Source organism: Novosphingobium sp. (genome assembly GCF_041915465.1).
Taxonomy (GTDB): Bacteria; Pseudomonadota; Alphaproteobacteria; order Sphingomonadales; family Sphingomonadaceae; genus Novosphingobium.
This window is the reverse complement of the sequence record NZ_JAYSBK010000004.1, coordinates 15,557-29,992: the sequence shown is the minus strand read 5'-3', so window position 1 is coordinate 29,992 and position 14,436 is coordinate 15,557. Positions and strand designations below refer to the sequence as shown.

Below are 14,436 nucleotides of genomic sequence, written 5' to 3'. Positions count from 1 at the left end.
CAGAATGTTACCCGGCGGCCTGAACCGCTGGCGCCCGTTCGGCGAGGTATTCGTCGACCATGAACAGCCGGTCGTTGCCCCACCACAGCTCGTCGCCGATCACGAAAGCGGGCACGCCGAACACGTGATCGGCCACGGCAAGCTGGAATACGCTCTCGTACTTCGCGGCAGCCGCGTCGCTGGCCACGAAAGCGCGGAAATCGTCGGCATCCCAGCCCATGTCGGCGATCAGCCCGGCCACGAATGCCTGGTCGTCCGGCCGGCCGCCATGGCCCCAGCAATGATCGAATACACGTTCGATATAGGCCGCGCCCTGCCCCCGGTTCAGCGCATAAAGCGCGCCGATATTGAGCTCGCGCACGCCCTCGATCCCGCCGATCGACTTGAACGGCACCCCATACCGTTCGGCCCAGCGCGCGAAATCCCTGTTCGCGAAAGCCAGCTTGTTGGGGATTGCCACCGTCGGCGGGCCATTGTTACCGCTCTCCAGCTTCGCGCGCTTCAGGTCGATCGGACGATAGTCGATCCCGCAGCCATGCCGCGCGGCGATCTCGACCAGCTTGTGCCGGGCGAAATAGGCGTAGGGACTGCCGAAATCGAAATAGAAGACAATGTCGGTCATGCGGCCTCCTTCAGTTCCGCCCAGGCGCAACCGCACACCCATTCATACATCGCCTGATAGGCGATGATGTCGCCGGTGCATTCGCCGAAGGCGCCCATCGCACAAACCCAGTTCTTCAGCTCGAGCCCGCCGTTGCCGCCGTCGGCAAGGATTGCCTGATCGGACAGTGCGATCAGCGCCTCGACGTCGCCGCCCCGGATCAATTCGACGAGATGGCGATCCCATTCCTCGTTGACTTGCCCCATCCGCGCCATTCCTGGCCAGTGGCTCATGCCGCCAGTACCGTAGATCGCGACCCGGTCCGCGCCTTCATATTCGGCAACAGCGCGAGCAACTGCCTGACCGACTTCGTAGCACCGGCGCGTCGGGATCAGCGGATCGACGCCCGCGTTTAGATAGACTGGGATCATGCTGATGCCGTCCAGTCCGCGGATCGCGTGATGCCATGGAACATAGCAACTGTGATCAAGAACCATCGACTTCGCGTAGGCCCAGTCCACACCATGATTGTGGCCATGACTCATGATGTGACGCGCCAGCGGTTCGTTGTTCACGATCGGTACGCGCGGTACATCGAGCCATGGTTCAACCGGCCCAGATACGTCGCCAATCCCGATCAGGACCGACGGAATGCAGTGTGGGCCATGCAAAGTGTAATGGTCATCACCGATGACGATGACGGTATCGACCTCCAGTTCCCGTATGCGCTCCTTGACCCGATCGAATGCCGCTTGGCACGCTTCCAACTTATCTTGCGGCGGCGGGGCCGGTGGCGTCGCCACCGAGTGGGGTGCATGCGGCATAATGAAGCCACCGACGATCTGAGCCATTTCCCGTTTCCTTCTCCGCCTTATTCTTATGCCGTTACGCTGGCGATCTGCCGCAAGGGGGGCATGTTCATGCGCCGCATGTAGTCAGGCATCGCCTGCTGGCCGTTGAGCGCGGTAAAGGCGACCATCAGCAACATGGCGCTGACGCCGGCATCCGACATCGCCCGCACGTCCCAATCGAGGATCGCCTGTCTTTCGTCGTCGCGCAGCGGATAGTCGCGAATCGAGGCTTCAGGATCGGCCTTGAACCGCGCCATGAAGTCTGGATCCGACTGCAGGGAAAAGAGAATGCTCTCAATCGTATAGCTGCTCACAGCCATCCTCCTCCAGCGTCCGCCCTTGTTCTTGTCGGCTCCAATGCGAGCCAGGGCGGCTTTCCTACTGTTCAAGATTACCCCAGTTCCGGTCCTTTCGTCAATATAGAAAGGTTACCTGACCATATGGTTTCCTGACATATTTTTCTCGATGCCCAGCTGCCCCGACAGATTCGTAATATATCGTTATGGCTTGATATTATTCGCAATCTGGTTGTTGACCGGGAACGGCATCGGCGAAGGCAGGCAGCGCCATGCAATGCTGTTCGATGCTCTCGAGAGCGGGCCAGATCATTTCGACACCAAAGCGCCGTGCATTTGCCATCTGCGGAATTAGGCAGATGTCCGCGAGCGTTGGCGAGTCGCCGAAGCAGAAGCGCCCGCGTTCCCGGGGCAGAAGGCGCAGGCAAACCTCCAGTCCGTCGCCGATGACGTCGCGCGCCCAGCCCTGCACCGCCGCATCGTCAACGCAGAGCGAACTGAGTCGGCGCAGAATTTTGAGATTCTGCACCGGATGAATGTCGCATGCGATCACCTGGGCGAAGGCCCGCACCAGCGCTCGCTCGACGAGTCCGTCAGGAAGCAGCGGCGGTTCGGGCACCGCCTCATCCAGATATTCGCAAATCGCGAGCGACTGGGTCAGCACCATCCCACCAACCTCAAGGGCCGGCACAAGCCCTTGCGGGTTGATCGAGAGGAATTCCGCGCTGCGGTGATCGTCTTCGCGCAACCGATATGTCCGCTGCTCGTAGGCCAGCCCCTTCAGGCCCAGCGCGATCCGCACGCGCCACGAAGCGCTCGACCGGAAATAGCCGTGCAGCGTCAAGGCGCCGTTGGCGACTGGCCCTGTCATGGCGCGGGGGGGGCTATCGTGACGCGCAACGGTGCAAGGCCGGCAATGCTGGCTTCGAGCACGTCGCCGGCAACCACCGGCGCGACACCGGCGGGCGTACCGGTATAGATCAGGTCTCCCGGCTCGAGCCGGTACAGGCCGGACAGGAAGGCCACGACCTCGGGCACGCTCCAGATCAGCATGGAAAGATCGGCTCTCTGGCGGACCGCACCGTTGACAGTCAAGCCAATGGTGCCGCTCGCCGCATCGCCGAGCGCGGCGCGCGGATGTAGCGTGCCGATCGGCGAGGACGCCTCGACGTTCTTGCCGGTATCCCAGGGCCGCCCCTTGGCGCGCGCGGCCATCTGCAGATCGCGCCGGGTCATGTCGAGCCCGACGGCATAGCCCCAGACGTGGTCGAGCGCCGCATCGACGGGAATGTCGCGACCGCTGCTCCCGATCGCCACCACCAGTTCGACTTCGTGCTGGAAGTCCGACGTCGCCTGCGGATAGGGCACGGCAGCGTCCGACAGGACCACGGTCTCGGCCCACTTGGTGAAGAAGAACGGCGGCTCGCGATCGGGATCGAATCCCATCTCGCGGGCGTGCTCCGCATAGTTGCGGCCTACGCAGAATATGCGCCGAACGGGATAGTCATGCCCGTCGGAGGTCGGCACGAGAACCGGCGGCGGCGGCGCGAACAGAAGGGTCATGCAAGGGCTTCCTTGTAGAGTTTGAGCTTTTCCAGCACGCCGCGATCGGAATAGGTGAACAGCACGAGCTGCTGGCGCGCCTGCCAGCGCGCGGCGCACCAGCTCGGCACGACGACGATGTCGCCAGCGGCCAGTTCGATGGCCGTGCCGTCCACCTCGACCTGTCCCGCCCCCTCGACCACGACGTAGACGGCGCCTTCGGTCGAGCGCCGCAGGCCGGTCTCGAAGCCCGCCGGGATCAGCCGCACACCGACCGAGACGGTCGCCATCACCGGTCCGCCATCGGCCGGGTTGAGAAATTCGAGCGCGTGGCCGAGCCAAGGATCGGGTGCGTCATGCGCCGAGACGGCGGCAAGCGCCTCGGACCATTGCGCGTAAGGATAGTGGAACAAGGGCACGTCGGGCGCTTTGTCGGCGGCGGCCATCGAGCGAACCGGGCGCATGTTGCGGCCATAGTGCATCTGCGTGCTCGCGGGCGGCGCGCTTTCGGGAAAGCTCGGCTGGTCGAGACGATCGGAAAAGCCGGCGTCGAGGTAGCGCACGATCGGGATGTCGAGCCCGTCGAGCCAGATCATCGGCTTGTTGCCGGGGTGCCCATGGTCGTGCCAGCGGCCGTTGGGCGTGAGGATCAGGTCGAAGCGATTCATGAACGCCTTCTCGCCGTCCACGGCCGTATAGGCGCCCTCGCCTTCCATCACGAAGCGCAGCGCCGACTGGCTGTGCCGGTGGCAGGGCGCGATTTCGCCGGGCAGGATCAGTTGCAGGCCGGCATAGAGTCGCGGCGTGATCGCCGACTGCCCCGGCAGCCCCGGATTCTCGAGGATCAACACGCGCCGTTCGGCCTCCTCGGCCGAAATCAGGTCGCCCGAACGCAGCAGGAAGCGCCTGATCGTTTCATAGGACCACCGGGCCGGCATGGCCGGCGATTGCGGCTCGGGGACGACCAGCTTCGCCAGCACTTCCCACAGGGGGAAGAGATGGTCGGGCTGCATTTCTTCATACAGCCCGGCCAGTTGCGCCTTGCGGTCGTTATCGAGAACTGCGGACATTCCTCTTTCCCCTCCCCGCGACACCCCGCCAGGGCACAACCGCGCCCGTGCGATCTTTCGTCTTCATGCCAGTTCGGCCGCCGTTTGCGCCGAGAACTCCGCGTGCAACGCCGCGAAGGCCCGCCCCGAGCGCTGCGCGCCTTCCAGATAAGCTTCGGGTACGACATGATAGGGCGGGCGCGAGGGACCGGCCTTCATCCAGCCGGCAGCGTTCATCCGCCCCTTCTCGAGCCCGACATTGTACTTGGAAAAGTCCGCGAAGCTGCCGTTCGGGAACAGGCCGTCGTCGGCCGCGCGGATCTTGTCCGCCACGGCCTTGGCCGGTGCCCAGTCGCCAGTGCGCCTGGCATCCGCGACGCGGTCGCGCAGCGCCAGTTGCGTCGCCGGACCGCACAACGCGCCACTCGACCAGAACGCCGTGATCCGTTCGGGATCAATCCGCGCGGCGGCATAGTAATCGGCTTCGGTCGGTAGGAAGCGCAGGCGCGGTGCGAGTTCGAGATCGGTCGCGAGCATCCCGATGCCGAGATACTTGGTCGCGACTGCCTGTGGCAGTTTGCCGATCTCGGCCCAGAACGGCCGGCCGAACTCGAACTTGAACGCCTCGCTGTTCGCATAGATCGCCAACGCGGTATCCGGGCAGGCCTCGGTCACGTCCCGATAGAAGCGCACGGCGGTCGGCACGTCGGCCTTGCACCACATCGGCACGCCGAGCATGGTCCCGGTGACGCCCATGTCGTGGAACGCACGCGTCTGGGCGACCACTTCGCGCGTGTTGAGCGCCGTCGATCCGGCAAAGAAGGGAATGCGCCCCCGGATCGTCTCCAGGATGCAGCCGACAAGGGCCTTCTTTTCCTCCCAGAGGAGGCTGTGCGCTTCGCCGTAGGTGCCGAGACTCAGCAGCCCGTCGACGCCCGCTTCGATCAGCGCCTCGACCACGCGGGCCGTCTCGTCGAGGTCGACCGTATCGCTCTGCGACCAGTCCGGCGCATTGTCCTTCGCCGGCGTGCACAGGATCGGCCAGAGACCGTTGATGCCCTCGGCCTCGATCCGAAGTTTGGGATTGTTGCCCATTGCTTTTCTCCGCTTCAGCCAGCCGTGGCCACCAGGGCCGCTTTGCGTCCGGCTCCGCCATTGGCCGGAACGACGCCGCGAACGACATCGACGAGCGCCATCACGTCGTCGGGCAGGGCATTGCCACGCCAGGCGACGTATTGGTCCGGCCGTGAAAGGACGAGCTTGTGCGCATAGGCACCATCGGCGGCACCAGCGGAAATATCCAGCACGGTCAGCGGAACGCTCCGCGCCTCGGCCGCAGCAACAAGCGCTGCGACGTCAATGGCGGGATCGGTTCGCAGCAGCGTATAGCCCGGCCCCATCCGGTCATAGAGCGGCGTGCCGTCGGCCAGCGTAAAATGGGGCGTGCGGCATCCGGGGATGGTCGTGGGCGTGTAGGTGCCCAGCTCGAACGGCGGCGGGGCCTCGCCGTCGGGGACGATGATCGACGATCCTTCGTAAACCGCGCCGAAATTGAGCCCCGGACAGTTGAACTGGCCCATGTTTGCGTCGGTCAGGAAGCGCGACGCCTCGGCGCGCACTGCTTCACCCTCGACACTGTCCTCATAGAGTTCCGGCGGCGGGTTCTGCCGCAAGTCCACGTCGTAATTCTCGTAGGCGATGTTGGCCACGAACTTTGAGACCTGCTCGGTAACTGGCCGACGCTCGACCGCATAGCTGTCGAGGATCGCCGGATCGGCCCAGCCATCGAGCACGGCCGCCAGCTTCCACGTCAGGTTGGTGACGTCGGAAACGCCGGCATTCATGCCGTAGCCCGCCATGGGGATCCAGATATGCGAGGCATCGCCGCTCAGGAAAATGCGACCATCGGAAAACCTGTCCGAAATCAGGCGGCGGCCGAACCAGTCCTCAGTATGAACGATTTCATAGGGTATGTCCTGCCCCATCGCCGCCCGGATCACCTTGTCGCGATCCAGCTTCTCGAAGTCCTCTTCGCCTTCGGGCAGCGTGCAGTGGAAGCACCACAGTTCCTTACCGTCGATGGCGTGAACCGAACCATGCCCCTCGGGCAGGATGAACCAAGTCATCCAGGCCGGCTCCATAGTAAGCCGCCCAAGCAACTCGGGCGAACGCACCAAGGCCATGCGATTGCGGGAAATGACGTCAACGCCTTCGAAGACCCCTCCGATCTTCTTGCGCACCGTCGAGCTGCCACCATCGCATCCGATCACGTAGTCGGCGCGGATGCTAACCGCCTTCCTCTCAGCATCATTGCGCCCCGTTGCGAACACCGCCGCGGCGTCCTGTTCGAAGTTATCGATTCGTGTCCCAAAGAGCGTGCGAATTCGGGGATTGCCGATGACTTCCTGGCGAACCGTCGGCTCGAAATACATCTGGTTGCAACGATGCGCCGGTTCGGATGTCGGCCAGTCGGAATCAATATAGCCGATGCTGTTAAAGCGCTTGCGCCGACTGGGAATGCGAAGGCGTGCAAGCTCGTATCCGGTTAGGGTCGTCACAAACGCCACATCATTGGCGAAGCCGTCCGGCAGACCCTGGCTGCGAACCTTGTCCGCGATACCGAGACCACGGAAAATCTCCATTGTCCGCGCCGACAAGTGATTTGCGCGCGGGACCATGGGTGGCTCGGAGGAGTCCTGCTCGGCGAGTATGACATCCACCCCGCGTTGCGCCAGATCCAGCGCCGCGATCATACCCACCATGCCACCGCCAACGATCAGCACCTGCGCTGAGTGCCGATCTTCAATCATTCCCTGCTCCATCGCTCCCCTCACGGAAAAAGACTCATTATCGTCAAGATGCCTTATGGTAAGTTAGCCTGACTTAATTGGCAAGGCGCAATGTGATAACGCCTGAAGTCGGAACGTCCGCCTCGACGAGGTCGGCGTTCACCAGCCTTGCCGCCAGGGGCCGTGCGCCTCGCGGTCGAACCATTGGGCTACGCGCCTGAGGGCTTTGCAGCCCTCGCAAGGGGATCGACTGACGATTATGCGGCAAGGACTTCAATGTTCAGGACCTGGAAACCAGTCCCGGGGCTCGAGCATAAAAGCTCGCTGAACCGATGTGGACCGCGATCTTCGGACTGCATACCGGCCCGTGGCAACCTTCAGGCCACAACAAGGGGCCTGACACACGAGCGATAGAAGCGCCACGCCGTCATTACGTCAGAAAATCATCTTGCTAAACTAGGAGCATCCACACACTCCCCGGGATTGCCGGAGGCCATTTGGTTCAAATTATGCGGCCATGGGTGTGTCGTCCAGCATCCCGTAGTATCGCTCTTCGGCTTTGGCATGCGGGATGTTGCCAAAGCTTCGCAGCAATCCGCCGCTTAATCAGCACATTTTGTCGCGCTTACATTCTGGTTACACCGCAGTTCTGCTGCATGACTGTAAGCGAAGACGGAAGCCCGTTCCTGAGTTTAAATTACTGATATTGTGGAAGAAAACTGGAGCGGGCGAAGGGATTCGAACCCTCGACCCCAACCTTGGCAAGGTTGTGCTCTACCCCTGAGCTACGCCCGCTCTGACGTTCGCGGCCCGCCTGCCTTGTGGCTGGTGGGCCGGGGTGAGGCGCGCGGTTAGCATCGGGGTTCGTGCTTGCCAAGGGGAAAATTGCCTGAAAGCGCAAGAAGTGCTTTCTCCCTTCACAAACCCGCACAAAGGCCCACATTGGGGACCGACATCCAAATCCTGATGGAGTTTCCCTTGGCAAGCATGGGCCTCAACCTCGACGAACAGAAGGCGGTCGACCGATTCCGCAAGAACGTGGTCGAACCTTCGATGACGAATCTCGTCATCCTCGATTTCTGGGCTGAATGGTGCGGACCGTGCAAGGCGCTGGCCCCGGTGCTGGAAAAGGTTGCGGCCGAATATGCCGACAAGGGCGTGGTCCTGGCCAAGGTCAACGTCGATGAGGAACAGTTCATTGCCGCGCAGTTCCAGGTGCGCTCGATCCCCACGGTCTATGCGCTGTTCCAGGGCCAGCCGATTGCCGACCTGACCAACGCGCGCAGCGAATCGCAACTGAAGTCGATGCTGGATCAGTTGCTCGCCAAGCTGCCGGTCCAGCCGGGCGGCGGGATCGAGGAAGACGTCAGCCAGTTGCTTGCCATGGCCGAGGAAGTGCTGGCCGGCGGCGATGCCGGGCAGGCGGCGGGCATGTTCGCCCAGATCGCCGAAGCCGCGCCGACCAATCCGGCAGCGCAGGCGGGCCTGATTCGCGCGCTGGTGGCTGCCGGCGAAATCGAACACGCCGAGGCCATGCTGGGCGCCGTCGCGCCCGAAATGGCCGCAGACGCCGAAATCGCCCGCGCCAAGGCCGCGCTCGATCTTGCCAAGGACAAGCCCGAGGACAGCGAACTTGCCGCGCTGCGTCTTGCCGCCGAGGCAAGCCCGGCCGACATGGAGGCGCAGTTGGCCTTTGCCAACGCCGCCTTTGCGGCAGGCAATCGCGATGCTGCCGCCGACACCTTGCTTGCCATGATCGGCGCCGACCGAGCGTGGAATGATGGTGCGGCGCGGGCCAAGCTGCTGCAGATCTTCGAGGTCGTCGGCCTTGAGGATCCATGGGTCGCTGCCCAGCGCCGCCGCCTGTCGCTGATCCTGTTCGGATAGGCCCGGGGGCGCGGGCCGTGCGCATCTCGATCTTCCCCTTGCCGGGCGCGATCCTGTTTCCGGGATTGCAGCTGCCCTTGCACATCTTCGAGCCGCGTTACCGCGCTCTGGTGAAGGATGCGCTGGCGCGCGATCGGCGGATCGGGATGATCCAGCCGCAGCGCGCGGCAGAAGGCGCGCCGCTCTATGCCGTGGGCTGCCTTGGCCGGATCGACGAGGTCGAGGCGCTGGAGGATGGCCGCTTCAACCTGATCCTGGAAGGCGAGGCGCGTTTTCGCATCATTCGCGAGCTCGATGTCACCACGCCCTTCCGGCAGGTCGAGGCCGAACTGATCGAGGACGAGGAAGGAGCCTCCCTCTCCGCGATCGAACGCGCCGGGTTTGAGCGCGAGGCGCGCCGCTTTGCCGATATGCAGGGCTATTCGGTGGACTGGGACGCGGTGACGCGGCTTGACGACGAATCGCTGATCGACGGCACCAGCCAGATCGTGCCGTTCGATCCCGCGTCAAAGCAGGCGCTGCTGGAGACCCGGACGTTGACGGAGCGCTGCGAATTGCTGATCCAGCTGATGCAGTTCTTCGGCCGGCGCGACAGCGACGACGACCGGGTTACCTTGCAGTAAGGTTCAAACCGCGGTCAGCACGGCCTTGACGCCGTCGATCACGTATTGCGCGGCAAGCGCGGCCAGCAGCACGCCCAGCAGGCGCGTGATCACCGCTTCGACCCGCGTGCCGAGCAGCCGCATCAACGGCCCCGCCGCGGCGAGGGCGGCAAGCGTCAGCAGCAGCACCGCGCCAAGCGCGGCCAGCACGACCAGCGTTTCCTCGGTCCCGTGAGCGCGCGCGGTGAGCAGCATGACCGTCGCGATCGATCCGGGCCCGGCGATCATCGGCATGGCCATCGGAAAAACCGACACGTCCTCGACATGCTCCTCGCGGATCTTGTCGGCGCGTTCCTCGCGGCGCTGGGTGCGCTTTTCGAAGACCATGTCGAGCGCGATCACGAACAGCATGATGCCGCCCGCGATGCGGAAGGAATTGAGCTCGATGTGCAGCGCACCCAGCAGATTCTCGCCGAACAAGGCAAAGACCAGCAGGATCAGCGCCGCGATAAAGCAGGCCCGCACTGCCATCGACACGGCCTGGCGGTGGCTCGCACCGCTGACCAGACCGGCATAGATCGGGGCGCAGCCGGGTGGATCGATCACCACGAACAGGGTGACGAAGGCCGAGAGGAACAGGTCGATCATTTGCCTTCGGGCGCGGCGACTTCGACCATCTGGACCGGCGCAAGCTGCCCGCCCAGCATCAGGCTGACGGTGAACTGACGCGCGCCATTGGGCTGGACGTTGACTTCATAGGTCAGCGTGCCGTCATCCGACTGACCGGCGAGGTGGGCGGGATCGAGCGGTGGCAGTTTCTTGATCTTGGCGCGCTTCATGGGACGCGAAGGCTTGCCCTTGGGGCAATCGGCGACCTTGGCGACAATCATTTCCGGCGCGTCGAGCGGCATGGCGAGGTTATCGCCCTGATCCATCACCCACTTGTAGGTCCCGTCGTTCTGGCGCTGCCAGACAGTGGTGAAATAGCCGGTCGAATCGGGGCGCTGCCAGGCCCCGCGCGTCACTGCGATCGAACCGTCGCAGCTCGACCAGACCTGATGCGGCTGCCACTTCACGGCAACGGCAGGGTCAGGCTTGTCCTTGAGGAAGTCCTGCGCATAGACCAGCTGCGGCGCGAACATCACCGCGTCCTTGGTCGCGGTGGCGCGAAACGCCGTCCACTGGCCCTTGTCCTGCGCGAGCTGGGCAAAAGCGATCTCGGCCGCGATCGCGGCGCTGGGGTTGGCATAATTGACCTGCGGGCCGCGATCCTTGGCGATCGCGGCACCCGATAGGGCAACCAGGGCGAGTGCTATAGACAGACGCTTCATGCGCGCCTGTTTAGAGCGCCCCTTCGGCGAGCGCCACCCCCGCATTGCGGTGCGCGGCAACCAGCGCATTGCGCAGCAGCACGGCGATGGTCATCGGCCCCACGCCGCCCGGCACCGGGGTAACGGCAGAAGCGACTTCGCGCGCCTCGGCATAATCGACGTCGCCCACCAGGCGCCCCTTGGTCTTGCCCTCGGCAGGCGGCAGGCGGTTGATACCGACGTCGATCACGGTCGCGCCGGGCTTGAGCCAATCGCCCTTGACCATTTCCGGCCGGCCGACCGCGGCCACGACGATGTCGGCGCGGCGGACCACGTCGGGCAGGTTCTTCGTGCGGCTGTGCGCGATGGTAACGGTGCAGCTTTCGGCGAGCAGCAACTGCGCCATCGGCTTGCCGACCAGGATCGAACGGCCGATCACCACCGCATCGAGGCCCGAAAGGCTGCCGAGCTGATCCTTCAGCAGCATCAGGCTGCCGAGCGGCGTACAGGGTACGAGACCCGGCAGGCCCAGCGCGAGACGGCCGGTGCTGGTCGGCGTCAAGCCATCGACGTCCTTGTCGGGGCTGATCCGTTCGACCACGGCCTGTTCGTCGAGGTGCTTTGGCAGCGGCAGCTGGACGAGGATGCCGTCGACCATCGGATCGGCATTCAGCTGGTCGACCAGCGCGATCAGGTCTTCCTGGGTCGTGCTTTCGGGCAGCTTGTGTTCGAAGCTGGCCATGCCGCATTCGACCGTGGCCTTGCCCTTGGAGGCAACATAGACCTGGCTGGCCGGGTCTTCGCCCACCAGCACCACGGCGAGGCCCGCCTTGCGGCCAGCGGCCTGTTCAAAGGTGGCGGCATAGTCCGCCACACGGGCACGAAGCCCGGCTGCAAAAGCTTTCCCGTCGATAATCGAAGCCGTCATTGCACACTCGCAATCGCAAGTCCGTATAGGACTTTCTGAAGGATGGTCAGGCCAACGATCAGCACCATCGGCGAAAAGTCGATGGCGCCGGTATCGGGCATGATCCGGCGAACAGGGGCAAGGATCGGCTCCAGCAGCGCGTTGATTGCCTGCCAGGCCGCATTCACGAAATTGTTGTGATAATTGATGACGTTGAACTGCAACAGTAGTGACATCACGAACTGGATGATGACCAGCGTGACGATGATCGAGATCAGATAACCGATAATGTCGATCAGTGTGTAAGCGAGCACAGGCCTATCCTCGTTCCGGTTTGCAAGGCTGCGCTGATAGCCCAAGGGCATGCGCACCGGCAACCGGAGTTCCCTGCACAATTTTGTAAGCACCACTTACTAATTTGTCCAGTCCTCGTTGGCGCCGGCAATCAGAATGCGAAACTGTCGCTTTCGATGTGCCAGCGCAGTTGCTCCGCGCTGGCGCCCGGCACGTTGTTGACCCGCCGCAGCACGACCTCGCCAATGATGCGCCGCTTGCCATCGATGATCGTGACCGGCGCGGTATAGAACAGCGATCCCGCCGCGCCTTCGGCCTGACCTTCGCGCACTTCGAGTTCGGGGGCATTGAGCTTGCCCCAGCGCGCCTTGAACTGGGCAAGGCTCTGTCCGCTGCGCGTGCCGTGCTCGCCCCAATAGAGATAGGCCGCGTCCCAGTCCTTGAGCGAAACGGCCTTGGCCCATTCGAGCAGCACCTTGCGCGGATCGCGCGATTCGGACGGAAGCGGCACAGCGCTGGGGGTCGGTGCCGGAACGGGCGGTGCCGGAACTGGCGCAGCCGCCGTGGTGGCGGGAGCCGAAGGCGCTTGTTCGGCCTTGTCCCCGCAGGCCGCCAGCACGAGCAGCGCCAGCGCGGGGATGGCCCGCCGGATCATGCGCGGATCAGGGTGCCCGCGCCGCGCGAGGTGAAGATTTCGAGCAGCATTGCGTGCGGCACGCGCCCGTCGAGCACCACCGCCGCCTCGCACCCGGCCTCGACCGCGTGAACGCAGGTTTCCAGCTTGGGGATCATGCCCCCGCTGATCGTGCCGTCCTGCTGCAGCTTTTCGATGTCGGCCGGGCGCAGGTCGGTGAGGAGCTGCTTGTTCTTGTCGAGCACGCCTGAAACGTCGGTCAGCAGGAACAGCCGCGCCGCACCGAGCGCCGCCGCAATCGCACCCGCCATGGTATCGGCGTTGATGTTGTAGGTCTCGCCGTCCTCGCCCACCGCGATCGGCGCAATGACGGGAATCATCCCGGCATCGGAAATGGTCTTGATCACCTTGGCATCGACCGTTTGCGGTTCGCCCACGAAGCCGAGGTCGACCACCTGTTCGATCTGGCTGCCCGGATCGCGGGTGGTGCGCTGCACCTTGCGCGCGGTGACGAGCCCGCCGTCCTTGCCCGAAATGCCCAGCGCCTTGCCGCCCGCACCCGCGATCCAGCGCACGATTTCCTTATTGATCGCGCCCGAGAGGACCATTTCGGCGACTTCCGCCGTGGCCTTATCGGTCACCCGCAGGCCATCGACGAAGCGGCTTTCGACGCCCAGCTTCTTGAGCATCGCGCCGATCTGCGGACCGCCGCCATGGACCACCACCGGGTTGATCCCCACGGCCTTCATCAGCACCACGTCTTCGGCAAAGTCGTGCGCGAGGTCGGGATCGCCCATTGCGTGGCCGCCATACTTCACCACGAAGGTGCGCCCGGCATAGCGCTGGAGATAAGGCAGCGCCTCGACCAGCGTTTCGGCCTTGGCCAGCAGAGCGGGATCGTGTGAGTTTGACATAATGCGCGCCCTTTAGACCCCTCCGCGCGGAATTGAAGTTTTTTTAGGCCCTCGCCTGCAGGGGGGCGCGGTCGAGCCAGTTGCCCAGGCGCACGAACACCACGATCAGCGGCGGGACCATGATGGTGGAAAGCACCAGCTTGGAAATGATCTGGCCTTCCATGATCTGCATCAGCGGCATGTCCTGGCCATAGAAGCTGATCGTGATGAACAGGATCGTGTCGACGATCTGCGACAGCAGGCTGGCGATCCAAGCGCGCAAAACCAGTGCCTTGCCCTGCCCGCCCGCTATCCGGCTGAACAGGTAGACGTTGAGCGTCTGTGAAGTGCCATAGGAAATCAGCCCCGCGAACTGCATCCGCGCCCCCTGCCCCAGCAGCCGGGCAAAGGCTTCCTGATCCTGCCAGAACGGCGCTGGCGGCACGGCGTGGATCACCAGCGTGAGCATGATCATCGAAACGATCAGCGGCACGAAGCCAAAGCGCACCAGCTTGTTCGCCATGTCCTGCCCGAACAGTTCGGCCACCGCGCTCGACATCACCACCAGCAGCAGGAAGGCGAAGATCCCGCTTTCCACCGCCAGATCGCCCAGCAGCGGCCAATGGCCAAGCGATGCCAGCTTGGTGCCGAGCACCCCGGCGAGCACGGCCAGCCCCCCGTAAAGCAGCGAAAAAGCGAAGAGCGAGCGCGGCATGGCGATGGTGCGGGTTTCCATGGGCAAAAGGATTAGCGCGCGGCTGGACGCGGGCAAGTCCTCAAC

The 14,436-nt window shown here is 63.9% G+C and carries 17 protein-coding genes and 1 tRNA gene; 2 read left to right on the top strand and 16 right to left on the bottom strand.

Going from position 1 to position 14,436, the window contains the following annotated elements; all coding sequences use genetic code 11:
* Nucleotides 1–7: 7 nt before the first annotated feature.
* From ACE3SN_RS01670 to ACE3SN_RS01630, 9 genes are all read right to left on the bottom strand, one after another.
* Nucleotides 8–622: a 2-hydroxychromene-2-carboxylate isomerase gene (locus tag ACE3SN_RS01670; protein ID WP_374527000.1), complete on the bottom strand. Its 615-nt coding sequence runs from the start codon at nucleotides 620–622 to the stop codon at nucleotides 8–10.
* Entirely contained in the window at nucleotides 619–1,452 is an 834-nt protein-coding gene (locus tag ACE3SN_RS01665; RefSeq protein ID WP_374526999.1) for a protocatechuate 3,4-dioxygenase, read from the bottom strand. Before ACE3SN_RS01665 ends, ACE3SN_RS01670 begins: the two co-directional genes overlap by 4 nt.
* Nucleotides 1,453–1,478: 26 nt before the next feature.
* Nucleotides 1,479–1,766, bottom strand: a complete 288-nt coding sequence (locus tag ACE3SN_RS01660; protein WP_374526998.1) for a hypothetical protein — start codon at nucleotides 1,764–1,766, stop codon at nucleotides 1,479–1,481.
* 199 nt (nucleotides 1,767–1,965) lie between these two features.
* The gene (gene maiA / locus ACE3SN_RS01655) at nucleotides 1,966–2,619 is read right to left on the bottom strand and encodes a maleylacetoacetate isomerase (RefSeq protein ID WP_374526997.1); all 654 of its coding nucleotides are present in this window, start codon (nucleotides 2,617–2,619) and stop codon (nucleotides 1,966–1,968) included.
* The gene (locus tag ACE3SN_RS01650; protein WP_374526996.1) at nucleotides 2,616–3,311 is read right to left on the bottom strand and encodes a fumarylacetoacetate hydrolase family protein; all 696 of its coding nucleotides are present in this window, start codon (nucleotides 3,309–3,311) and stop codon (nucleotides 2,616–2,618) included. Before ACE3SN_RS01650 ends, maiA begins: the two co-directional genes overlap by 4 nt.
* The gene (gtdA, locus tag ACE3SN_RS01645) at nucleotides 3,308–4,360 is read right to left on the bottom strand and encodes a gentisate 1,2-dioxygenase (RefSeq protein WP_374526995.1); all 1,053 of its coding nucleotides are present in this window, start codon (nucleotides 4,358–4,360) and stop codon (nucleotides 3,308–3,310) included. Before gtdA ends, ACE3SN_RS01650 begins: the two co-directional genes overlap by 4 nt.
* Nucleotides 4,361–4,423: 63 nt before the next feature.
* Entirely contained in the window at nucleotides 4,424–5,434 is a 1,011-nt protein-coding gene (locus ACE3SN_RS01640) for a dihydrodipicolinate synthase family protein (protein ID WP_374526994.1), read from the bottom strand.
* A gap of 14 nt (nucleotides 5,435–5,448) precedes the next feature.
* The gene (locus tag ACE3SN_RS01635; protein WP_374526993.1) at nucleotides 5,449–7,161 is read right to left on the bottom strand and encodes an FAD-dependent oxidoreductase; all 1,713 of its coding nucleotides are present in this window, start codon (nucleotides 7,159–7,161) and stop codon (nucleotides 5,449–5,451) included.
* A gap of 687 nt (nucleotides 7,162–7,848) precedes the next feature.
* Nucleotides 7,849–7,923 (bottom strand) — tRNA-Gly (locus ACE3SN_RS01630).
* A gap of 192 nt (nucleotides 7,924–8,115) precedes the next feature.
* Between ACE3SN_RS01630 and ACE3SN_RS01625 the strand changes: the two genes are divergently transcribed.
* Together ACE3SN_RS01625 and ACE3SN_RS01620 are read left to right on the top strand one after the other, a co-directional pair.
* Nucleotides 8,116–9,015: a tetratricopeptide repeat protein gene (locus ACE3SN_RS01625; protein ID WP_374527049.1), complete on the top strand. Its 900-nt coding sequence runs from the start codon at nucleotides 8,116–8,118 to the stop codon at nucleotides 9,013–9,015.
* A gap of 17 nt (nucleotides 9,016–9,032) precedes the next feature.
* Complete coding sequence (locus ACE3SN_RS01620; RefSeq protein WP_374526992.1) at nucleotides 9,033–9,638, top strand: LON peptidase substrate-binding domain-containing protein; 606 nt, start codon at nucleotides 9,033–9,035, stop codon at nucleotides 9,636–9,638.
* A 3-nt stretch (nucleotides 9,639–9,641) separates the two neighbouring features.
* On the opposite strand, the gene ACE3SN_RS01615 is transcribed toward ACE3SN_RS01620, so the two are convergent.
* The 7 genes from ACE3SN_RS01615 to ACE3SN_RS01585 all read right to left on the bottom strand — a co-directional run bounded on the left by ACE3SN_RS01615 (nucleotide 9,642) and on the right by ACE3SN_RS01585 (nucleotide 14,391).
* The gene (locus ACE3SN_RS01615) at nucleotides 9,642–10,265 is read right to left on the bottom strand and encodes a MarC family protein (RefSeq protein ID WP_374526991.1); all 624 of its coding nucleotides are present in this window, start codon (nucleotides 10,263–10,265) and stop codon (nucleotides 9,642–9,644) included.
* Nucleotides 10,262–10,948, bottom strand: a complete 687-nt coding sequence (locus tag ACE3SN_RS01610) for a hypothetical protein (RefSeq protein ID WP_374526990.1) — start codon at nucleotides 10,946–10,948, stop codon at nucleotides 10,262–10,264. Before ACE3SN_RS01610 ends, ACE3SN_RS01615 begins: the two co-directional genes overlap by 4 nt.
* Nucleotides 10,949–10,958: 10 nt before the next feature.
* Nucleotides 10,959–11,855, bottom strand: coding sequence for a bifunctional methylenetetrahydrofolate dehydrogenase/methenyltetrahydrofolate cyclohydrolase FolD (gene folD, locus ACE3SN_RS01605; RefSeq protein ID WP_374526989.1), 897 nt, complete (start codon nucleotides 11,853–11,855; stop codon nucleotides 10,959–10,961).
* On the bottom strand, nucleotides 11,852–12,148 hold the full coding sequence (locus ACE3SN_RS01600) for a YggT family protein (protein ID WP_374526988.1): 297 nt from the start codon (nucleotides 12,146–12,148) through the stop codon (nucleotides 11,852–11,854). Before ACE3SN_RS01600 ends, folD begins: the two co-directional genes overlap by 4 nt.
* Nucleotides 12,149–12,279: 131 nt before the next feature.
* Entirely contained in the window at nucleotides 12,280–12,783 is a 504-nt protein-coding gene (locus tag ACE3SN_RS01595; RefSeq protein WP_374526987.1) for a hypothetical protein, read from the bottom strand.
* Nucleotides 12,780–13,676 (bottom strand): acetylglutamate kinase, encoded by an 897-nt coding sequence (argB, locus tag ACE3SN_RS01590; protein WP_374526986.1) that lies wholly within the window; start codon nucleotides 13,674–13,676, stop codon nucleotides 12,780–12,782. The genes ACE3SN_RS01595 and argB overlap by 4 nt, the downstream gene beginning before the upstream one ends.
* A gap of 43 nt (nucleotides 13,677–13,719) precedes the next feature.
* Nucleotides 13,720–14,391 carry a queuosine precursor transporter gene (locus ACE3SN_RS01585; RefSeq protein WP_374526985.1) on the bottom strand — a complete coding sequence of 224 codons (672 nt, stop codon included), beginning with the start codon at nucleotides 14,389–14,391 and terminating at the stop codon, nucleotides 13,720–13,722.
* Between the last annotated feature and the right edge of the window lie 45 nt (nucleotides 14,392–14,436).